Raw genomic sequence first — 20679 nt, forward strand, 5'->3', positions numbered from 1 at the left:
TGGGCGCGTCACCCGAGGAAGGTCACCCGTGATCCTGCTGCTGTCCACGTCCGACACCGATCTGCTCAGCGCGCGCGCCAGCGGCGCGGACTACCGGCTGGGCAATCCCGCCCGCCTGCTGGTCGACGACCTACCCGGGCTGCTGGACGGGGCGGATCTCGTGGTCGTCCGCATTCTCGGCGGCAAACGCGCCTGGGAGGACGGGCTCGCCGCGCTGCGCGACAGCGGCGTACCGATGGTCGCGCTCGGCGGCGAGATCGCGCCGGACGCCGAGCTGATGGAATGCTCGACGGTGCCCGGCGGCGTCGCGGCCGACGCGCACAACTATCTGGCCGCGGGCGGCCCGGAGAACCTGCGGCAGCTGCACAACTTCCTGTCCGATACGGTCTTGCTCACCGGCCACGGCTTCACGCCGCCGGTGCAGCTGCCGAGCTGGGGCGAGCTGGATCGCGAGGCCCGGTTCCCGGCGCCCGTCGCCGGTGTGCCGACCGTAGCGGTGATCTACTACCGCGCCCAGCATCTGGCGGGCAACACCGGCTATATCGACGCACTGTGCGCAGCGATCGAGGACGCGGGCGCGCGACCGCTGCCGCTGTACTGCGCCTCGCTGCGCACCGCCGAGCCCGAGCTGCTGGCCACATTGCGTCAGGCGGACGCGCTGGTCGTCACCGTGCTCGCCGCGGGCGGCACCAAACCGGCGACCGCGTCGGCGGGCGGCGACGACGAGGCGTGGGACGTCGGCGCGCTCGCCGACCTGGACGTGCCGATCCTGCAGGGCCTGTGCCTGACCAGCGGCCGCGCCCAGTGGGAGGACAACGACGACGGTCTCTCGCCGCTGGACGTCGCGACCCAGGTGGCGGTGCCGGAATTCGATGGCCGCATCATCACGGTGCCGTTCTCGTTCAAGGAGTTCGACGCCGACGGCCTGTCCACCTATGTCCCCGATCCGGAGCGGGCCGCGCGGGTCGCGGGCATCGCGACACGCTACGCGCGGCTGCGCCACATTCCGGCCGCCGAGAAGCGGCTGGCCGTCGTGCTCTCCGCCTATCCCACCAAGCACGCCCGCATCGGCAACGCCGTCGGCCTCGACACGCCCGCGAGCGCCATCCGGCTGCTCACCGAATTGCGTTCCGCCGGTTATGATCTCGGCGACCAGGGCGAGGTGCCCGGCCTCGAGGAGCGCGATGGCGACGCGCTCATCCACACGCTCATCGCGGCCGGCGGGCAGGACCCCGACTGGCTCACCGCCGAACAGTTGGAGGGCAACCCGATTCGCATCGGCGCCGCCGCCTACACCGCGTGGTTCGACACCCTGCCCGAGGACCTGCGCGAGGCCGTCGTCGAGGCATGGGGCCCGCCGCCGGGCGAGCTGTACGTCGACCGTTCGGCCGATCCGAAAGGCGAAATCGTCATCGCCGCACTGCGTTTCGGCAATGTGGTGCTGATGGTGCAGCCGCCGCGTGGGTTCGGCGAGAACCCGGTCGCGATCTACCACGATCCCGACCTGCCGCCAAGCCACCACTACCTTGCCGCCTACCGCTGGCTGGCGGCGCCCCAGGCGGCGGGCGGTTTCGGCGCGGACGCCATGGTGCATCTCGGTAAGCACGGCAACCTGGAGTGGCTGCCGGGCAAGACCCTCGGCATGTCGGCCTCGTGCGGCACCGACGCGGCGCTCGGCGATCTGCCGCTGATCTACCCATTCCTGGTCAACGACCCCGGTGAAGGCACCCAGGCCAAGCGTCGCGCGCACGCGACCCTGGTCGACCACCTCATCCCGCCCATGGCGCGCGCCGAAAGTTACGGCGACATCTCGCGATTGGAGCAACTGCTCGACGAGCACGCCAACATCTCCGCGCTCGACCCGGCCAAGCTGCCCGCCATCCGCCAGCAGATCTGGACGCTGATGCGCGCGGCCAAGATGGACCACGACCTCGGGCTCGCCGAACGCCCGGACGAGGAGTCCTTCGACGACATGCTGCTGCACGTCGACGGCTGGCTGTGCGAGATCAAGGACGTCCAGATCCGCGACGGACTGCACGTTCTCGGCCAGGCGCCCGCGGGCGACGGCGAGCTCGACCTGGTGCTGGCGATGTTGCGCGCCCGGCAGCTGTGGGGCGGCGAGGTGTCGGTGCCCGGTCTGCGAGAGGCGTTGGGGCTGAACGAATCCGGCGGTGAGGCCCGTGAGCGGGTCGACCTGATCGAGGGCAGGGCGCGCGAGCTGCTCGGCGCGTTGCAGGCCGCCGACTGGTCGGTCGACGCGATCGACGGACTGGTCGCGGAGTTCGCAGACACCCTGGCGCCTTCGGGTGCGGCGGCTGTCGGCGGCGCGGAGCCCGGTACGGCCGGCGCGGTGCGAGCCGTGCTGCGTTTCGCCGCCACCGAAGTGGTGCCGCGCTTGCGGCAGACGGGCGTCGAGATCGAGCGGGTGCTGCACGCCTTGAACGGCGGGTTCGTCCCTGCGGGACCGAGCGGCTCGCCGCTGCGCGGCCTGATCAACGTGCTGCCCACCGGCCGCAATTTCTACTCGGTCGATCCGAAGGCGGTGCCGTCGCGGCTGGCCTGGGAGACCGGTCAGGCCATGGCCGAGTCGCTGGTCGAACGCTATCGGGCCGATCACGGCGAATACCCGCGTTCGGTAGGGCTTTCGGTGTGGGGCACCTCGGCCATGCGCACCTCCGGCGACGACATCGCCGAGGTACTCGCGCTGCTCGGGGTACGCCCGGTGTGGGACGAGGCCAGCCGACGCGTCACCACACTCGAGGTGATCCCGCTGCCCGAACTCGGCAGGCCGCGCATCGATGTGACCGTGCGCATCAGCGGATTCTTCCGCGACGCCTTCCCGCACGTGCTCGCCCTGCTCGACGACGCCGTCCGGCTGGTGGCCGAACTGGACGAGCCCGCCGAATCGAATTACGTTCGCGCGCACGCCCAGTCGGATCTCGCCGAGCACGGCGACGCGCGCCGCGCCACCACCCGGATCTTCGGCTCCAAGCCCGGCACCTACGGCGCGGGCTTGCTTCAGCTCATCGATTCCAAGAGCTGGCGCACCGACGACGACCTCGCGCAGGTCTACACCGCCTGGGGCGGTTACGCCTACGGCCGCGATCTCGACGGCGCCCCCGCGGCGGACGACATGCGCTCTGCCTATCGCCGAATCACGGTGGCCGCCAAGAACACCGACACTCGCGAACACGACATCGCCGACTCCGACGACTACTTCCAATACCACGGCGGCATGGTCGCCACCGTGCGCGCGCTCACGGGTAAGAATCCGGAGGCCTACATCGGCGACAGCACCCGGCCCGACGCGGTGCGCACCAGGACGCTGTCCGAGGAGACCTCACGCGTGTTCCGTGCGCGCGTGGTCAACCCACGCTGGCTGGAGGCGATGCGCAGGCACGGTTACAAGGGCGCGTTCGAGATGGCGGCGACCGTCGACTACCTGTTCGGCTACGACGCCACCACCGACGTTGTCGCCGACTGGATGTACGAAAAGCTCACCGAGAGTTACGTTTTCGACGACGTGAACCGCAAGTTCATGGAGCAGTCCAACCCGTGGGCGCTGCACGGCATCACCGAACGGCTGCTGGAGGCAGCCGAGCGCGGCATGTGGGCCGCACCCGAGCCGGAGACGCTCGACCGGTTGCGCCAGGTGTACCTGGAGACCGAAGGCGAACTCGAGTAGCTCGGCCTCGCGCGGGCGGGCCCGGTTATGATCGGTTCCGCCCGCCGCCCATTCCGCGGTATGCCATCGCAAAACGACGCCTCGGTTTCTATTGTGCCGCATGTCGTTTCGTTCTTGTTATCGGGTACAACGGCGTGCAAATGCTATCGGCCCGAATTGGCAACCCCCCAATTTCATGGCCGATTCGCTGATCTTGCAACACAATTCGGTCTCGTCACTCTATCGACACCGAGAGTGCCTATGGCGCATCATTATCGATGTCCTGAAAGCCGATTCTCGGGGCACTCAATATTCGGATCGGCCGGATGATGGAGACTCATCATGATCAAAAAGTTGATAGCGGCCGCGGTGCTGACTGTTGCCGCGACCACCGGCATCGCCACCGCGACCGCAAACGGTTCGCCCGGCGGCGTGCTGGCGGGGGTGGACCAGGAGGTCGAGTACACCGCCTCGGTGGCGCCGGATCGCTCGGGCGCGACGCTCACCCTCGCGTCCGGGACCTTCGAGGTCGCGCCGGACGCGGTGCTGGTGCACGCGCCCGACGGCACGGTGATCGGCAGCCTGCCGACCACGCTGCACACCGTGGCGGGGCAGCAGGTGCACTTCGCGCCGGTAATCGACGTGAGCGCAACGGAATTGACGCTCACCCCGGTGAGCGGCCCGGTCCAGCCGGAACTGGCGTTCATCGGTGATGCGGGAACGACGATCGGCGGTATTGCGATCGGTTGTGTGATCGGCGCATTGATCGGCGCGATCTTCCTCATCCTGCCCGCCATTCCCGGCTGCATCATCGGCGCCGTGATCGGCGGGATCATCGGCGCGAACGCCTGAGCCGAGCAATCGCGGGGTGAACGACCCCGCGACCACCCGCGGCCCGTACCGGAAGAATTCCGGACGGGCCGCTCCCGCGCCCTCGCAATTTCCGTACACCCCGCATTCCATTTCTTCCGTAAATCGGTCCTCGCGGACCTTCACGCTTCGCAGGCGGTACAACCTGGGCGAGGCGTAGGAAGTCGCTGCGGGAACCGCCTCGCCGAGGGGCCAGTCGTGGCCGCCGGGCGGCCGTGTGTGCGACGGGTTCGCGGGGAGTGTGCGGCGGGGCGCCGATGGCGGCGGTGAGCGGCGGAAATACGTCGAAAATTGGGGTGTCCAGCTATTGACTAGACGGAAAAACCGAGGACTATAGGTTGTACACCGGAAACACCGAAGAAGAGTCGTACAAACGGCGGAGACGTCCAAAGAATGTAGTGACAAATCTTCAAGATCCGGCTAGGCCCCCGGCAAGCCAGTCGAAGACCGGAGAGACGTCAGCGACGACTGACGCTCACGGAATCGATGGAGACTACCGGGGACTGTTCTGTTCGGGGGTGGTTCTCCCCCGGCTCCTCAGCCGGCCTTCGGAACGAGCGTGTTGTGCCGCGCCGCGGTCCACCACCGGCCGTTCTCCTTCACCAGGACGTACAGCGTGACCATCGCCGGGTCCTCGTCGATCAACTCGCCCTCCGTCGTGATCGCCCGCGCCGCCTTGTGCGCGACGGCGACATCCGGACGCAGGAAGACGATGTCGGTCACCTCGTACCGCGCGTACTCGTCCTTCAGGAACCCCGCCAGCCCCTTGCGGCCCGCCTCCAGCAGCGCCTCCCGTCCGGTGATCACCATGCCCACCGCATTGCCCGCCGCCGCGTTGGCCGTGAAGCCGCTGACCATCAACTCCGCGTCCTTGTTGTTGAAGCCCTCCTCCACATCGGCCACCAACCGCTTGATCGCGGCGATGTCCTCGGTGTGATCCACGGTCGTGTCCTCGACCACCGGAGATTCGTATGTCGTTGCGTCCATGGCCATCAGCTTCGTACCTGAACAAAGGTTCAGGTCAAATCCATGGCCGCGGCCCCGCGGTACCCGACGCGTGGAGGTAGTCATGATCGTTCACCTGCTGCGTTTCGCGTTCCGCGATGGGGTGGCGGAGGGCCGGAAAGCGGAGGTTCTCGCCACGATGCGGCGCACGGCGGCGGTGGAATCGGTGTCGTTCTCGACGGTGGGACAGCATCTCGGAGATCCGACGACCGGGTATACGCACAGTTACTGCGTCGGCATCGCCGACCTGGCGGCGCTGGAGCGCTATATGCACGACCCGGTGCACCTCGCCGGCGATCCCGGCATCATCCCGCACCTGGCCAAGCTCGCGATCGGCCCGGACGTCTCCGACGACATGGACCCCGAGCTCGGCGCCAAGATCATGGCCATGCGCGAACGCAAGATCGCGATGTACCCGGACTGGGCCGAGTTGATGGAGTCGATCTCGGAAGTGCTGATCGCCGAGGAGATCTCACTGGCGTCCGGGGTGCGGCTCCAGCGGCTCAGGCGGATTCGGCCAGCCCGGCCGAGCGCCACGTGTCGGCGAGTTCCTGGAGCGGAATGCCGAGTGCTTGGCTCAGCGCGACGACGGTCCCGAACGCGGGCGACGGTAGCCGGCCCGTCTCGATCTTGCGCAGCGTCTCCGGTGAGATACCGGCGGCGGTGGCCACCTCGGTGAGGTCGCGTGCGCCGCGCGCAGCGCGCAGACGGGCGCCCAAGCGGCGGCCCGCCTCGATCTGCGCGGGCGTCAGCGGCAAACGAACCATGTGCCCCAGGGTAGATGCGGTATTTAAATACCGCAAACGACGCGGCGTGCGGTATGTCAGGCCCCCACCCGATCGAGGACGGCGCGCCAGCCGGCGAACATCGAAAAGCTGTCGAAGGCAGTGGAACCCTCCCGGCAGATCGAGCGGTGCGGTGCCCGCGCGGGGGACAGGATCTTCCACACCGGCCCCAGCACCAGCGAGGCCACCATCACCCCGACCCACACGAAGATATAGACGATCCCCGGCACCGGACTGCGCGCCGAGTCGGAGGCACCGAAGAACCCGACCGCGAGGACCGCGAGCGCGCCGAGCAGCCCGAGCCCGCCCAGCAGAGTGCGCACCGCCGCGGAATCCACCACGGCGCGTGCGAACTCGGGCAGCGGCGCGCCGGGCGAATCCGGGTCCAGTCGCGGCTCGCGCCACGCGAAGGTCAGCACGGCGAAGGAGAACGTCAGCGCCCAGGCCGCACCGATCAGCGCGTAGGACAACGGAATCGGCAGATCGGTCGCGCCGGAGATCCCGTGCGCGCTGAACTCTGTCACGGGCGCACGACCACCGTGGCGACGGTCTTGCGCGCGTGATGCAGCTCGACCTCGACCCGGCCCGGCACCGCCACCGCCAGGGCAACCGCCGCGTATCGCCCAGTGCGCTTCATCGGGTCTCCTCGTCGCTGCTCACGGGGGATGTCGAGCTCTGTTCGCCCTCGCGCCGCTCGGTACGGCGATCACGCACCGCGACGAGCACGATGATGCCCACCACGGCGAGCGCCGGAAGGAAGGCCGGGATCGCCAGCAGGATGGAATGGTCCGCCAGCAGGTCCGCGCCGTCGGCGGGCACGGTCATCCCGCCGTCACCGGCGCGGCCGCGTCGGTCCTGGCGGTGGTGGAGTAGCGGTCGTTGATCCGGGCCGCGCCCCAGGACAGCGCGCCGATGAGGACCAGGCTGCACACCAGCACGACCAGCGAGGCCGCACCGAACAGCCAGGCCGGGTGATCGAACGAACGCTCCCGCTGGAGCACCGTGATCTCGGCGACGAACGGGCGGGTGAACTCCGGCGCAGCGGCGACCTCCGCCGCGCCGATACCGGCGTCGTAGGGCATGAAGATCGGCAGCGCGGTCAGCGTGCGGCCATCTTGCAGGCGCAGCACCGTCTTCCATGAGCCGTGCGCCGGAACGGGTTTCGTCGAGACGTAGTGCCCGTCGCCGACTCGCCGCAGCTGGTCGACGACCAGGCCGCGGTCGGGGCTGTCCGACCCGACGCCGCCCTGCCAGGCCAGGATTTGCAGCCATTCTGGGTCGGCACCGACCAGGTCGGCCGGGTCGAGCCGCACGTCGGCGGTCACCATGCGGCCCCCGTCGACGGGCTCGGCGTCGCGCAGCGCGACGGTGGCGCTCGCCTGGTCAGGCACGTGGATGAGCAGGCCGTTGGTCGTGGCGGCGGCGACGATCAGCACGGCGGTGACCATCATGGCGCGGCGCACCGGCGGGCGCGGCAGCGGCTCCCCGCGCAGTACCGTGCCCAGCAGCGCGCCGACGACGCCGCCCGCGATCCCGGTCGGCACGGTCATCGCCAGCAGTTCCGGCCACATTGCCGCGGGCCACGGATCGACGAACATTGCGTCGACCCAGCGGGATTCGAGCCAGACGCCGACGGTGGCCACCGCGAAGCCCGCCGCCGCGCCCCACCAGAGCGGTTTACGCGCCAGCGGCAGCAGGGCGAGCAGTTCCACGACCACGGCGGCGCCGAGGTAGAGCGGGAAGACGTTACGTGGCGCGTCGATGATCGGCCCGCCGACCAGGAACGCCACCACCCCGCGCACCACCGCGGCGAAGCCGACCACCACGAAGGTGCTGAACGCGCCGAGCGTCGCCCGTGCGGCGATCAGCGTGACGGTGGCCGCCGCGACGATCAGCATCGGCTGCAGCACCAGCCGGAACTGTTCGACGCCGAAATCGAACTCCACCTGGAACACCGAGAGGCCGATGATGAGGCCGCCGAACGCGAAGGCGCGCAGCGTCCAGATCAGGCGCCCGTCGGCGCGGTCCGGGTCCGGCCGGTTTCGGCCGCCCTCGAATTCCAGCAGCAGCACGCCGACCAGGGACAGGCCCGCGCCGCCGATCAGCATGAGGTGCGTGGGTCCCCATAGCGTGACGTCCTGGCCGAACATCCGGTGCCATATGTCATCGAGCGGAAACCCGATGAGCGCGTAGAGGCCGGCGCCCGCGATGAGGATGCCGCCGACGGGTGCGTACCAGGCGCGGGTGATCCGCACCGCCGCCGCGCCCGGCTTCTCGTCCAAAGGCAGAACGATAGCCAGCATCCCGGCCGTGAACAGGAAGAACAGGCCGGCCAGGATGAAATAGTGCGCCGGGTTGGCGAGCGGTCCTTCGTCGCGGCCGTTGCCCACGTGCAGGCTGACATCCCAGATGAAGCCCAGCAGCGCGGTGAGAATGGTGGCCAGGAACATCACGATGGGCAGGGCCACCCAGCCGGGCCGGTTGAAGACGGCGCCGATGCGATCGGCCAGTTCGCCGAGCCAGGTGATGCGCCGGGTCCGATGCAGGTACCCGACCCACAGCAGCGTCAGCGCGATCAGGCCCGCGGAGGCGGTCATGATCGCCACCTGATCCAGCGCCGCGCCGCCGCCCTCGGTGCCGGGCGCGGCGAGCCGTCCTACCGCTTCGTGCATCGTGCCGGACACGAAAACCTCCAACCGCACTGAGTTTACACTCGTCTCATTATTAATGTAACGGAAGGTAGCACACATTAGGCGAAGTGTAACCAGCTTGCGTGGCCACGCAAGGAGTAGGCAGCTCGGAGCCCTTTCCATCGGGGCGTCGCGCGTACCCGCGGGAGGTGGCGCACGCGGCATCGTCGATCCGATTTCAGAGCACGACTGTTCACTTGTTCGGAGCGAGGGCCTGCGGGCTCGGTACCCGGTCGTGCTCGGAAGTCTCGCGCGCGGCGGCCGGGGTTTCCGCGTCGGGAAACCGGACACACCCGGAGTGGAATGACAACGCCGTGAGAGCGAGAGGGAGGATTCATGGTTTCCCGCGACACGATCGCCCAGCTTCGTCAGGACATCACCACGGCCGAGGATTGCAATGATCGCCAGGCGGCGGAGCGGTTGCGGGCCGAACTGGCGGAGGCCTTGCGCGCCCTGGAGCAAGGCGAAGGCGACGCGGAGTAAGGCCGCTCGCCGGCGATTCGGCGGGCGCGCCTCCCGAACTCTGGCGGGCCCGGGAGTCGCCGGGCACGGCGCAGTCGCGTGTGCGTTTGGTATTTAAATACCGACGCCGCTACGCTGGTATAAAAATACCATCCGAATGTGCCGCCGACTTGTCCTGCTGATGGGTTCGGAAGGGATGGGTTCGGCATGTGGTGTATTCGACGCAGTGGAGGTCGGAAAATGGTGGAGTTGAAGTCGTCCGGGGAGATCGCCCGGATGCGGGTGGCCGGTGAGTTCGTCGCGGACGTGCTCGCCGAGCTACGCACGCGGGCGCGGGTCGGGGTCAACCTGTTGAACCTGGAAGCCTATGTGCGCGAACGTATCCGGGACCGCGGGGCGGTCTCGTGCTACTGGGACTACGCGCCGTCCTTCGGGCGCGGCCCGTTCCGGAACACGGTGTGCCTGTCCGTGAACGACGCCGTGCTGCACGGACTTCCGTTCGACTACGTGCTGCGCGACGGCGATGTGCTGAGCATCGACCTCGCGGTCGGTGTCGACGGGTGGGTGGCGGACTCGGCGATCACCGTGATCGTCGGTACCGCGGCCGAGGCGGACCTGCGGTTGGTGCGCGCGACCGAGGACGCGCTCGCCGCGGCCATCGCGGTGGCGTTGCCGGGCAACCGCATCGGCGACCTCTCCGCGGCCATCGAAGGGGTGGCCCGCGCCTACGGCTATCCGGTCAACACCGAGTTCGGTGGACACGGCCTCGGGCGCACCATGCACGAGGACCCGCATGTGCCGAACGCGGGCCGGGCCGGTCGCGGCTATCCGCTGCGGCCGGGCCTGACCATTGCCATCGAACCGTGGTTCGCCTGCACCACCGACCGCATCTACACCGACGACGACGGCTGGACCATCCGTTCCGCCGACGGTTCGCGCACCGCGCATTCCGAACACACCGTCGCCATCACCGCCGACGGGCCGCAGGTGCTGACCCGCGTCGCCTGACGAATCCCGTTCCGGCTCAGCATTTTCCGGTTCAGCGCGTTTCGGTCTGCCAACGCTCCAGCTCCACGCCCGCCCCGAGCTCCGCGGCCACCGTTTCGCGGTCCTCGGCCGAAAGGCGCAGCGCGCGCACCTCGTCGCGATACCGTGCGGCGCGCTCCGGGTCTTCCGCGGCGACCGCGATCTCGGCGAGCATGGCCAGCGCCCGCGCGCGCTCGACCGGCGCGGCCGTCGCGGCGAAGCGACCGAGGCCGACTTCGAGCACCCGCGCGGCGGCTTTGTCGTCGGTCTTGAAATCCCGCAGTATGCGCGCGTTGTCGATGACTTTCGCCAGATTCTCCAGGTCACGTGAGCCGCCGTGCTCGAGGCTCTCGGGCTCGTCGCGCTGGATGAACAGCAGGGTGTTGCCGTCAGGGTCGACGAGGGTGAAGCGGCTCTGTCCTGGCCGGAAGCGAGTGATGCGCGGGCGGCCCTTGGCGGGCACCTTGCCGAAGGCGGCGCGCAGCGCGGCGGTGAACTCGCGGTGGCGCGCGGCTACGTCGTCGACCATCACCAGGCAGCCGACCAGCTCCGGCGGCAGCTCGAAGCCTGTGGGCGGCGAGCTGAAATGCACAGGGCAGCCGTGGAATTCCAGCGCGAGATAGACGTAGGGGCGGGTCTGTTCGTGGGTCACGGTGTAGCCGATGGCCCGGTAGAAGTCGAGGGTGGTGGCCGGCGACGCGGTCCAGAGCATCGGGACCGGGGAGTCGTCCATGAGTCGTTCCTCCGACGCTAGTCAAATTTGATTACTGTCACGCTAGGCGCACGCGCTCGAGGAAGTCAAATTTGAGTAGCATGGGTCGTTCATCGCGTCAGGGAGAAAGGAACCGTGTGTGGCGGCCGTGCGTCTGCTCGTCCTCGGGGTGATCCGCACCCGCCAACCGGCGCACGGTTACGCCGTGCGGCGCGAGCTGCTGTCGTGGCGGGCCGAAACCTGGACGAACGTCAAACCGGGCTCGATCTACCACGCGCTCAAACAGCTGACACAGGAAGGGAAACTGCGCGCGCTGGGCACCGAGCACAGCGACCAGGGGCCGGGCCGGACGCTGTTCGAGCTCACCGAGGCGGGGGAGGGCGAGTTCCGCAGGCTCATGGACGCCGCGCTGGTGAGCATCGATATGGAAGAACTCGGCGCCGCCATCGCTTTCATGGACGCTCTGCCGTGCGCGCACGTCATCGCGAAACTGGAAGAGCAGCGGCGCAACGCGGCCGCGGTGCGCGACGATCTGCTGGCCATGATCCCGACCTTTCCCGGCCGCTACGAGGCGCCGCACATGCCCGATCTGCTCGAGCTGTGGAGCGGCGTGTTCGACAACCTGACCCGATGGACCGAGGGTCTGCTGGCCCGGCTGGAGTCGGGCGAATACCGCATGCCGGAGTGATCCGTTCGCGTTGCCCTCGCGCCTCCGCCGCGCGTGCGGATACGCTGCGATCATGACGAACTCGCTCGCGGAGGCAGGCTCCGCCGACTACGTGCAGCTGACCACCTTCCGCAAGGACGGCACCCCGGTCGGCACCGCGGTGTGGGCGGTAGCGGACGGCGGCAAGTTGTACATCTGGACGGAGACCGACAGCTGGAAAGTCAAGCGGCTGCGCCGGAATCCCGCCTGCACCGTGCAGGCCTGCGACGCCAGAGGCAAGCGGGTGCGCGGGGCCGTCGTCGCGGGCACGGGGCGCGTGCTCGACGCCGAAGGCACCGAACGCGTGCGCAAGTTGCTGCGCAAGAAGTACTGGCTGCTCGGACCGTTGGTCATCCTGGGCAGCAATCTGCGCAGGGGCAAGGCGGGCACGATCGGCATCGAGTTCACCCCCGACGCCTGAGCGGCCGCCGGACGACGGCCGCCGCGAGGCAGGTGCGGACGGGGGCGGACGGACCTGGCCGAATGCCCGGAAAGTCCGGAATAGGCAAGGCGGACACGGAGATTCCGGGGTACCGGCGGACGGCGTGATCACGGCTCGGCTATCCTTCGTCGGGCATACCGGGGTAGTCCCCAGGCGGACATGATGTCTCGACCCTGCCCCGGGGGGAGGGATCGTTCATGACAGCACCGACTCGGCCGCCGCGGGCCCCGCAGCCCTATCCGGTCGCCGACTACTCGGACAGCGCCGAAACCACTGACGGCGGTTGGCTTCCCGTGCTCGTCGCCGCTCTGGTAGGCGCCGTCGCCATCGCGATCGCCGGCGTGATCGCCGGACTCGTGGTGGTCAACATCCGCGAGAGCACGGCGGCCGACAACCCGGCGCGCACACCGTCCGCCTCGGCGCCGCTGGCGCAGACCTCGGCCCCCGCCGCACCGGTCCGCGCGGTCGACCTACCGGCGAACCAGCTGGACCAGGTGGACCTGCAACGCGGCGTGCAGCTGGTGCTCATCGACTCGTACGGCATCGACGACGTCCGCGACGTCCGTTGCCCGGCGGGTCAGTCCGTCATCCTCGGCGCGACCTTCGAATGCCTCGTGAAGGTCGGCAGCACGCAGAAGTCCGTGTCGGTCACCATCACCGACAGCGACGGCACCTACGAGGTCGGCCGCCCGCACTGAGGCCGGTCGCCGCCACGATCCCACCCGTGCGGGCCGCTCCCAACGCGGAGCGGCCCTGCGTCGTGTCAGGTGGCCTGGCTCACCGAGGACATGTGGAAGTCGGGAATCCGCAACGGCGGCATGGCGGTTCGGGTGAACCAGTCCTTCCACTCGCGGGGCAGCGTGGTCCTGGTCGCGCCCGCCTCGGTCGCCCTGCGCAGCAGATCGATCGGGCTCTCGTTGAAACGGAAGTTGTTCACCGCCGCGCTGACTTCGCCGTTCTCCACCAGATAGACGCCGTCCCTGGTGAGACCGGTCAGCAGCAGGCTCGCCGGATCGACCTCGCGGATGTACCAGAGCGTGGTGAGCAGCAGGCCGCGCTCGGTGCGCGCGATCATCTCGTCCAGGCTCGCGCCGGAACCGCCGGTGAGCAACAGGTTCTCGCCCGGCACCGTGGCGGGAGCGTCGAATTCCGCTGCCGTGGCACGCGGATAGACCAGCGATTCGACGACGCCATCGCGCAACCAGTCCACCCGCGCGGCGGGCAGGCCGTTGTCGAAGACCGACAGCGCCTCCGACGAGGCGGACGTCGCGACGAACGGCCGGTACTCCAGCCCGGCCGCGGTCGGATCGGAATACAGCGTGAGCGGAATATCGGTGAGCCGTTCGCCGATTCGGGTGCCGCCGGCACGGGCGAAGGCGTTGTGGCCTTCCTGCGCACCGCGGCCCTCCATCGACCATGCCATGTAGATCATGAGGTCGGCGACCGCAGACGGTGGCAGCAGCGTCTCGTAGCGGCCCGCGGGCAGCTCGACGCGGCGTCCCGCCCAATCCAGGCGACGGTTCAGCTCGGCGAGCAGGCCGGCGGTGTCGACATCGGTGAAATCGGCGGTGCCTACACCGACCCAGGCACTGGCCAGCTCCGCGCCGGCACCGCGTTTGCCGTTGATCTCCACCGAACCGGTCGGTTGCACGAAGCGGCGGCGGATGCCGGTGGAAGTGCCGAGCCAGGTGGTGTGCATCTGGTGGTGGGCGAAGCCGTAGAGCAGGTCGGCGCCGTCGAAACCGGTCGCCAGGTCGCGGGCCAGATCGGCGAATACCTCGATGCCCGTGCTGCCCGGCGCGGCCGCCCAGTCCTCGGCGGTGGCGTCCGATTCCAGCAGCGGCATGGCGTCTTTCGCGGGTTCCGCGGTGCGCGCCGCGGCCTCGCTGGCCCGCACGACCCCCTCGATCTCCGCGAGGTCGACGCTTGTCGAACCGACGCTGCCGACCCTGGCCGCGTGCGGGCCGTCGCGGAAGATCGACACCACCGCCCAATCCCGGGACACCGACGAGCCGTTGGTCGTCATCGAATTGCCCGCCCAGCGCAGTGAGGCCTCGTGCGCGTCGGTGACGATCACCATCGCCTCATCGGCGCGAGAGAGCGCCAGCGCCCGTTCCACCACTTCGCCCGCGGGCGCCACGCCGCGCGTGTGCACCGTGTCGCTGCCCGGCTCGCTCACTGACCGGCCTCCGTCCTGGTGTTGAGAACGTTGATGCCGCGCACCAGGATCGATGGGCAGCCGTGGCTGACGGCGGCCACCTGACCCGGCTGGGCCTTGCCGCAGTTGAAGGCGCCGCCGAGCCGCCACGTCGACGGGCCGCCGACGGCCTCCATCGCGCCCCAGAAATCGGTGGTGGTGGCCTGGTAGGCGACATCGCGCACCTGGCCGTCGAGCGCGCCGTTGCGGATGCGGAAGAAGCGTTGCCCGGTGAACTGGAAGTTGTAGCGCTGCATATCGATCGACCAGGATTTGTCGCCCACGATGAACAATCCGTCCTCGACCCGGGAGATCAGCTCCTCGGTGCTGGTGTCGCGATCCGGGTCGGGTTGCAACGAGACGTTGGCCATCCGCTGGATCGGCACGTGATGCGCGGAGTCGGCGTAGGAGCAGCCGTTGGAGCGCGGCAATCCGAGGCGCGGAGCGAACGCCCGGTCCAGCTGGTAGCCGACGAGCACGCCGTCGCGCACCAGATCCCAGCGCTGCCCGGCCACGCCCTCGTCGTCGTAGCCGACGCTGGCCAGGCCGTTGCGCTCGGTGCGATCGCCGGTGACCTGCATGATCGGGGTGCCGTAGCGCAATGTGCCCAGCTTGTCCGGCGTGGCGAAGGAGGTACCGGCATAGGCGGATTCGTAGCCGATGGCGCGATCGTACTCGGTGGCGTGACCGATGGATTCGTGGATGGTCAGCCACAGATTGCTGGGATCGATCACCAGATCCGTCGGGCCCGCGGTGACGCTGGGCGCCTTCACCTTCTCGGCGAGCCAGCCGGGAATGCGCGCGAGTTCGTCGTCCCAGTCCCAGATTCCGTCGGCGCCGGTGACGTACTCCCAGCCGCGCCCCGCGGGAGCGGCGAGGGTGCGCATGGTCTCGAAGACGCCCGCGGCCGAGTCGACGGTGACGGCCTCGAGTTGCGGGTGCAGCCGGACCCGCTGCTGGGCGATCGACGAGCCCGCGGTGTCGGCGTAGAAGGTCTGCTCCTTGACCTGCAACACCGAGGCGGTTACGTGATCGACGCCGTCGGCCGCGGTCAGCCTGCCCGAATAGTCTTGCAGCAGAGCGACTTTGTCGGCGGTCGGCACCGCGAACGGGTCGACGTCGTAGGCCGAGACCCAGCGCGCGTCGGTGTAGCGCGGCTCGTCGGCCAGTTCGACGCGCTCCCGGTTGAGATCGCGCATGGCCGTCGCCACGGTGACCGCGCGGCGCGCCACCTCCGCGGCGGTGCCGGGGGTGAGCGCGGCGTGCGAGGCGAAACCCCAGGTGCCGTCGACGATCACGCGCACGGCGAACCCGAGATCGGTGGCATTGCTGATCGCCTCGACGCGGCCGTCGCGCAGCCGGATGGACTGCGTGACCAACCGGTGCACGCGCAGATCGGCGTGCTCGGCCCCCGCCGCGGTGGCCGCCGCGAGCGCGGCGTCGGCCAGCGCGGACAGTGGTAGCGCGAGGAATTCGGCGTCGATCACCGAGCCGTCCCCGGAAGTCACGATGCTCACTCCGGTTACGCTACCGGTGCCCGCCGACACCGGCATCGGGCGGACGCGCCGCGCACATCGCCCCGGGCGTCAAGCCGCGCGAAATGCCAAGCGGCGCAGGAAGATATCCGCCGGGAGCCGATCCGTCACGCTGGATGGCACCGGCGCGAACGGCACGCGCGGGACGCGGGTTACCGCATCCGCGCTGCGGAATGCCGTACTGTGCCCGCGTGCCGCCATCCGCCCTCCGTGACCGCAAACGTGACCGTACCCGCCGCGCGCTGCTCGAGGCCGCCGTCGAACTCTTCGAGAGCAGAGGCTACGACCAGACCACGGTGGCCGACATCGCCGCCGCGGCGGAGGTGGGCACGCGCACCTTCTTCAATTACTTCGCCAGCAAGGAAGAACTGCTCTTCCCCGAACCCGACGAGCGAGTGCGGATGGCCGTGGCCGCCATCGCGAGCCGCCGCGTCGGCGAGCGTCCGGTCGAGGTGCTGCTGCGCGCGCTGAGAGCCGCGGGCGACAACCCCGGCGAACATCTCATCGACGATCTAGGCGCCCGCATCGCCGCGGTGCGCGCCCAGGTCTCGCGGACGGTGCCCGCGGTGAGCGGACGCGCCGCGCACGCCCAGCTGGTGGCGCAGCGCGAGATCGGCAGGCAGTTGCACGCCGCGTTCCCCGACGAACTCGACGAGGTCGGCGCCGCGGCGCTGGTCGGCGCGGTGGTCGGTGCGGTGTCCGGCGCGCTCACCGTGCTCTTCCAGCAACCGCACGCGGGACCCGAGGACGGTGAGCGGCTGCACCGCCAGATCAACGAGACCACCCGCCGCGTGCTGCGGCCGTGGCTCACCGCCAGCTGCGCGGCGCACGCCGAACCGGTGGGCTGACCGCTTCGAACGGCTCAGCGCTCCGGATGACCGAGCACTGCGGATGACCGAGCACTGCGAATGATCGAGCGCTTCGAACAGACAGAGCGCGCCGCTCAGCCGAACTGCTGCCAGCCGAGGCGGAGCACCATCGCCACCACGACCACGAGCAGCACGACGCGGACGAATTCGGCGCCACGGCTCAGCGCCATCCGCGACCCGGCGATCGCGCCGACGACGTTGGCGACCGCCATCGTCGCGCCGAGCGCGAACATGATGTGGCCGGTGAGGCCGAAGAAGATCAGCGCTCCGGCATTGGACCCGCAGTTGATCACCTTCGCCATGGCCGCGGCCCGCACGAACTCGGTGCCGAGCAGCGTGGCGAAGGTGATGATCAGGAAGGTGCCGGTGCCAGGCCCGAGCAAGCCGTCGTAGAACCCGATCAGCCCGGCGGCCACCGCCACGACGAGCGCTACCTTGCGGCGGGTCGGCGGATGGGTGGCGATGGTGACGCCGATCGACGGGCGCAGCGTCACGACGATCGCGACCGATACCAGGACCACCATCACGATCGGGATGAACAGGTCGCGATCGATCAGCGAGACCGCTGCCGCGCCCACCGCCGCGGCCACGGCGGCGATGCCCGCCGCGGGCAGCAGCACCCGCCACTGCAGCGGCACCTTCCTGGCGAAGGTCAGCACGGAGGCGGTGGTGCCTGCGACTGCGGCCAGCTTGTTGGTGCCCAGCGCGGTCTGCGGCGCGATGCCGGGGGCCACCAGGAACAACGTCGGCAGGACGATCAGGCCGCCGCCGCCGACCACCGCGTCGACCCATCCCGCTGCGGTCGCGGCCGCCACCAGGGCCGCCCAATCTGCAAGATTCACGGTGCAACCCAACCAGACGTCCCATGTTTCCGCGCTACCTGGGACGGCGGCTTCACTGGTGCGCAGCGGAGGTACGCCTAGTCTGGCCCGCATGCGCCGGTTCAGTCTGTGGCTTCGTGGCAAGCCCCTCGTCGCGGATTCCATCCTCGCGTTCGGCTTGCTGCTGCTCGACCTCACGGCCATCGGCGACTCCGACCAGAAGGCCGTGTACCTGGTGGTCAGCGGACTGCTGCCGATCCCGGTCGCCTTCCGCCGCGTCTACCCGAGGGCCACCGCGGCCACCATGCTCGGCCTGGCCATCTGCACCACTCTGCTGAGCTACCTGCTCGACGACAGGGCCGTGCACCCGGCGCTGCTCGCGCTCGGGATCATGCTGTACACGCTGGTCGCCTATGTCGGCAGGCGCGAGGGCGTGCTGTTGCTCGTGGGTCTGGTCGTCGACATCACACTGTCGACCCTGCTGCTCGATCAGCCGGTGTGGTCGACGATCGCATTCATCGCGCTGTACTACGCGCTGTGCTGGACGCTGGCGGAGTTCAACGGTGCGCGGCACGCCTACGACGCCGAGGTGGCCGCGCGGCTCGCGGTCGCCGACTACGACCGGGAGCGGCGCACCCATGAGGCGGTCGCGCTGGAACGCACCCGCATCGCGCGCGAACTGCACGATGTCGTCGCGCACGCGGTGAGCGTCATCATCGTGCAGGCCGACGGCGCGAAGTACGCGCTGCGGCGCGACCCGGACAGCGCCGAACAGGCCATCACCACCATCGCGAGCACCGGCCGCGAGGCGCTGCGCGAGCTGCGCCGCACGGTCGCGCTGCTGCGCACCGAGCACGCGCCCGATCAGCTGCCCCAGCACGGCACGGCCGGTATCGCCAGGGTGGTGGAGATGATGCGTGGCACCGGTCTCGCCGTCGAGCTCGAGCTGACCGGCGACATCGATGACATCGCCCCCGAGGTGAGCCTGGGCGTACACCGAATCGTGCAGGAGTCGCTGACGAACACGTTGCGCCACGCGGGCGCCCACCCCAAGGCGTGGGTTCGGGTGCACAGGCGCGACAGCGACGTCCTGGTCGAGGTCACCGATTCCGGCGGCGTTCCGATGCGCGGGCCAGAGGCCAGCCCGATCAAAGGGAGCGGCCTCGGACTGGTCGGCATGCGCGAGCGCATCGCGGTCCTCGGCGGGACCCTGGACGTGGGCCGTGCCGCCGACGGCGCCTGGCGGGTGCGCGCCACCATCCCGCTCGTTCCGGAACCGTCGGACTACTAGGCACCGTCATCGGCTCGGGTGGCCGACCGCCTGGTCCCGCGTCATTCGAAGACCGCCGCCAGCTCGCGCAATACCTCGCTCGCGGTGATCGGGTTCAGCGCGCCGAAGGCGGTGTCGCCGCACCGGCGCCACCACGGTGACACGGGCCGCGAGCTCAGCTCGACCGCCTCGATGACCTGCTCGCCCTCCGGCTCGGACTCCTCGACGGCGATGCCGTCGTCCAGGTGCAGCAGCACTTGCAGGTCGCCGTCGACCGGGCGGTAGAGGTGATCGTGCACCCCGTCGATCGGCGCGCCGCGGCGCCAGCCGAATTCCTCCAGACGCAGCAACGCGGAGGTGGGCACCATGCGGTGCGCGAAGCGTTCCAGCGAGGTCGCCGTCCGCTCCCGCTCGGTCAGCGCGCGCACCTCCCTGTCCAGTTGCGGAAAGGGTTGGCGCAGTTCGTGATCCGTGAAATGACTGACCCAGTGCGGTAGCTCGCCCGCTAGCTGGAGCGGATGGGCTACCGCGATGCGGGCCGAGTCGACGCCGATCGCCCGTCCGTCGCGATCGGTCGCGGTGCCGTCCGCCGCGACACGGAAAAACACCTCCGGGTTGGCCCGCTCGTCGAACCCCAGCCAGACCAGCCGTCGCGCCGGATGGCGCAGGAACGGATGATCGAGGACAGCAACCCGATGCTGACCGCCGGTCCAGGTGCGTTGCTGGATCATCGCGACCTCCAGAAGCCGAATCTGTTCGCACATCTCCCCACCACGAGAGTCGATTACCGAGAACGTCAGAGCCTATCGGCGCGCGCCGACAACTCCGCGAGACGCGCGGAGGCGGTAACCGAATTGTCGCCCGGCACCGCTAGATTGGATCCGTGCCGATCACTGTTCTCGTAGTCGACGACCAACAATTGATGCGTATGGGCCTGAAGATGGTGCTCGGCGCGCACCCGGACATCGAGGTGATAGGGGAGGCCGAGAACGGCGCCGTGGCCGTCAGCAAGGCCAAGGAACTGCGCCCCGACGTGGTGCTGATGGATGTCCGCATGCCGGTGGTCGACGGTGTGACCGCCACCGGCCGCATCGTGGAGGCGGGCGACGGCTGCCGTGTCCTGGTGATGACCACCTTCGACCTGGACGAACACGCGCTCGGCGCGCTGCGTGCCGGCGCAAGCGGCTTCCTGCTCAAGGACACTCCGCCGGAGGACCTCGTCTCGGCCATCCGCAGTGTGGCCGCGGGCGACGCGGTGGTCTCGCCGAAGGTCACCAAGCGGCTGCTGGACCGGCTCATCGCCGACGATCCCACCGGCATGCGCGACCCGTCGGTACTCGATGTGCTCACCGCGCGCGAACGCGAGGTGCTCGAGCAGATCGCCGCCGGCCGTTCCAACGCCGAGATCGCCGCACAGCTCTATCTCTCGGAAGCCACCGTGAAGACGCACGTCGGCCGGGTGCTCACCAAGCTCGGCCTGCGCGACCGCGTGCAGGCCGTGGTGCTCGCCTACGAGACCGGGCTGGTGCGGCCCGGCGGCTGAATCTCAGCGAGCTATCAGCAGCGCGTGGGAGAAAAACAGCGCCCGCGGGCGTTGGTAGGGGTAGATCGTCCGGAAGGAACGC

Annotated in this window: 20 protein-coding genes and 1 pseudogene; 11 read left to right on the plus strand and 10 right to left on the minus strand. The window is 69.4% G+C overall.

Features of this window, described 5'->3' with window-relative positions; translation table 11 throughout:
- Positions 1-28 precede the first annotated feature (28 nt).
- Together cobN and AB0H50_RS25210 are read left to right on the plus strand one after the other, a co-directional pair.
- On the plus strand, positions 29-3685 hold the full coding sequence (cobN, locus tag AB0H50_RS25205; protein WP_357457037.1) for a cobaltochelatase subunit CobN: 3657 nt from the start codon (positions 29-31) through the stop codon (positions 3683-3685).
- Positions 3686-4006: 321 nt separating this feature from the next.
- On the plus strand, positions 4007-4516 hold the full coding sequence (locus tag AB0H50_RS25210) for a hypothetical protein (RefSeq protein WP_357457039.1): 510 nt from the start codon (positions 4007-4009) through the stop codon (positions 4514-4516).
- A gap of 555 nt (positions 4517-5071) precedes the next feature.
- On the opposite strand, the gene AB0H50_RS25215 is transcribed toward AB0H50_RS25210, so the two are convergent.
- Positions 5072-5521, minus strand: coding sequence for an SgcJ/EcaC family oxidoreductase (locus tag AB0H50_RS25215; protein ID WP_357457041.1), 450 nt, complete (start codon positions 5519-5521; stop codon positions 5072-5074).
- An 82-nt stretch (positions 5522-5603) separates the two neighbouring features.
- On the opposite strand from AB0H50_RS25215, the pseudogene AB0H50_RS25220 reads away from it, so the two are divergent.
- Positions 5604-5846 (plus strand): annotated as a pseudogene (locus AB0H50_RS25220) (Dabb family protein); the annotation flags it as partial.
- A 196-nt stretch (positions 5847-6042) separates the two neighbouring features.
- Here AB0H50_RS25220 and AB0H50_RS25225 read toward each other — a convergent pair.
- From AB0H50_RS25225 to AB0H50_RS25240, 4 genes are all read right to left on the minus strand, one after another.
- Positions 6043-6306 carry a helix-turn-helix transcriptional regulator gene (locus AB0H50_RS25225; RefSeq protein WP_357457043.1) on the minus strand — a complete coding sequence of 88 codons (264 nt, stop codon included), beginning with the start codon at positions 6304-6306 and terminating at the stop codon, positions 6043-6045.
- A 56-nt stretch (positions 6307-6362) separates the two neighbouring features.
- Complete coding sequence (locus AB0H50_RS25230; protein WP_357457045.1) at positions 6363-6848, minus strand: hypothetical protein; 486 nt, start codon at positions 6846-6848, stop codon at positions 6363-6365.
- A 109-nt stretch (positions 6849-6957) separates the two neighbouring features.
- Positions 6958-7149 (minus strand): hypothetical protein, encoded by a 192-nt coding sequence (locus tag AB0H50_RS25235; RefSeq protein WP_357457046.1) that lies wholly within the window; start codon positions 7147-7149, stop codon positions 6958-6960.
- Positions 7146-8996: a hypothetical protein gene (locus AB0H50_RS25240; protein ID WP_357457649.1), complete on the minus strand. Its 1851-nt coding sequence runs from the start codon at positions 8994-8996 to the stop codon at positions 7146-7148. The genes AB0H50_RS25235 and AB0H50_RS25240 overlap by 4 nt, the downstream gene beginning before the upstream one ends.
- A gap of 354 nt (positions 8997-9350) precedes the next feature.
- Between AB0H50_RS25240 and AB0H50_RS25245 the strand changes: the two genes are divergently transcribed.
- Both AB0H50_RS25245 and map read left to right on the plus strand, forming a co-directional pair.
- Positions 9351-9497 carry a hypothetical protein gene (locus AB0H50_RS25245; RefSeq protein WP_357457048.1) on the plus strand — a complete coding sequence of 49 codons (147 nt, stop codon included), beginning with the start codon at positions 9351-9353 and terminating at the stop codon, positions 9495-9497.
- A gap of 219 nt (positions 9498-9716) precedes the next feature.
- Entirely contained in the window at positions 9717-10484 is a 768-nt protein-coding gene (map, locus tag AB0H50_RS25250) for a type I methionyl aminopeptidase (RefSeq protein WP_357457050.1), read from the plus strand.
- 31 nt (positions 10485-10515) lie between these two features.
- On the opposite strand, the gene AB0H50_RS25255 is transcribed toward map, so the two are convergent.
- Positions 10516-11235, minus strand: a complete 720-nt coding sequence (locus tag AB0H50_RS25255) for a glyoxalase (protein WP_357457052.1) — start codon at positions 11233-11235, stop codon at positions 10516-10518.
- A 118-nt stretch (positions 11236-11353) separates the two neighbouring features.
- On the opposite strand from AB0H50_RS25255, the gene AB0H50_RS25260 reads away from it, so the two are divergent.
- The 3 genes from AB0H50_RS25260 to AB0H50_RS25270 all read left to right on the plus strand — a co-directional run bounded on the left by AB0H50_RS25260 (position 11354) and on the right by AB0H50_RS25270 (position 13060).
- Entirely contained in the window at positions 11354-11902 is a 549-nt protein-coding gene (locus tag AB0H50_RS25260) for a PadR family transcriptional regulator (RefSeq protein ID WP_357457054.1), read from the plus strand.
- Between the two features lie 52 nt (positions 11903-11954).
- Positions 11955-12341, plus strand: coding sequence for a PPOX class F420-dependent oxidoreductase (locus tag AB0H50_RS25265; RefSeq protein ID WP_357457056.1), 387 nt, complete (start codon positions 11955-11957; stop codon positions 12339-12341).
- A 218-nt stretch (positions 12342-12559) separates the two neighbouring features.
- Positions 12560-13060, plus strand: a complete 501-nt coding sequence (locus AB0H50_RS25270) for a DUF4333 domain-containing protein (RefSeq protein ID WP_357457058.1) — start codon at positions 12560-12562, stop codon at positions 13058-13060.
- Positions 13061-13125: 65 nt separating this feature from the next.
- Here the strand turns inward: AB0H50_RS25270 and AB0H50_RS25275 are convergent, their stop codons facing one another.
- A complete protein-coding gene (locus AB0H50_RS25275; RefSeq protein WP_357457650.1) occupies positions 13126-14442 on the minus strand; it encodes a metallopeptidase TldD-related protein in 1317 nt (438 codons plus the stop codon).
- A gap of 95 nt (positions 14443-14537) precedes the next feature.
- Positions 14538-16076, minus strand: a complete 1539-nt coding sequence (locus tag AB0H50_RS25280) for a TldD/PmbA family protein (RefSeq protein ID WP_357457060.1) — start codon at positions 16074-16076, stop codon at positions 14538-14540.
- A 209-nt stretch (positions 16077-16285) separates the two neighbouring features.
- Here AB0H50_RS25280 and AB0H50_RS25285 point away from each other — a divergent pair, with 209 nt between their 5' ends.
- Positions 16286-16942 (plus strand): helix-turn-helix domain-containing protein, encoded by a 657-nt coding sequence (locus AB0H50_RS25285; protein ID WP_357457062.1) that lies wholly within the window; start codon positions 16286-16288, stop codon positions 16940-16942.
- Between the two features lie 95 nt (positions 16943-17037).
- On the opposite strand, the gene AB0H50_RS25290 is transcribed toward AB0H50_RS25285, so the two are convergent.
- Positions 17038-17805, minus strand: a complete 768-nt coding sequence (locus AB0H50_RS25290) for a TSUP family transporter (protein ID WP_357457064.1) — start codon at positions 17803-17805, stop codon at positions 17038-17040.
- A gap of 91 nt (positions 17806-17896) precedes the next feature.
- Between AB0H50_RS25290 and AB0H50_RS25295 the strand changes: the two genes are divergently transcribed.
- Complete coding sequence (locus tag AB0H50_RS25295; protein WP_357457066.1) at positions 17897-19075, plus strand: histidine kinase; 1179 nt, start codon at positions 17897-17899, stop codon at positions 19073-19075.
- A 41-nt stretch (positions 19076-19116) separates the two neighbouring features.
- Here the strand turns inward: AB0H50_RS25295 and AB0H50_RS25300 are convergent, their stop codons facing one another.
- Positions 19117-19818, minus strand: coding sequence for a DUF4132 domain-containing protein (locus tag AB0H50_RS25300; protein WP_357457068.1), 702 nt, complete (start codon positions 19816-19818; stop codon positions 19117-19119).
- Between the two features lie 119 nt (positions 19819-19937).
- Here AB0H50_RS25300 and AB0H50_RS25305 point away from each other — a divergent pair, with 119 nt between their 5' ends.
- Complete coding sequence (locus AB0H50_RS25305) at positions 19938-20597, plus strand: response regulator transcription factor (protein ID WP_357457070.1); 660 nt, start codon at positions 19938-19940, stop codon at positions 20595-20597.
- The last annotated feature ends 82 nt before the right edge of the window (positions 20598-20679 follow it).

It is taken from the genome of Nocardia sp. NPDC050793, assembly GCF_040654065.1.
GTDB lineage: Bacteria > Actinomycetota > Actinomycetes > Mycobacteriales > Mycobacteriaceae > Nocardia.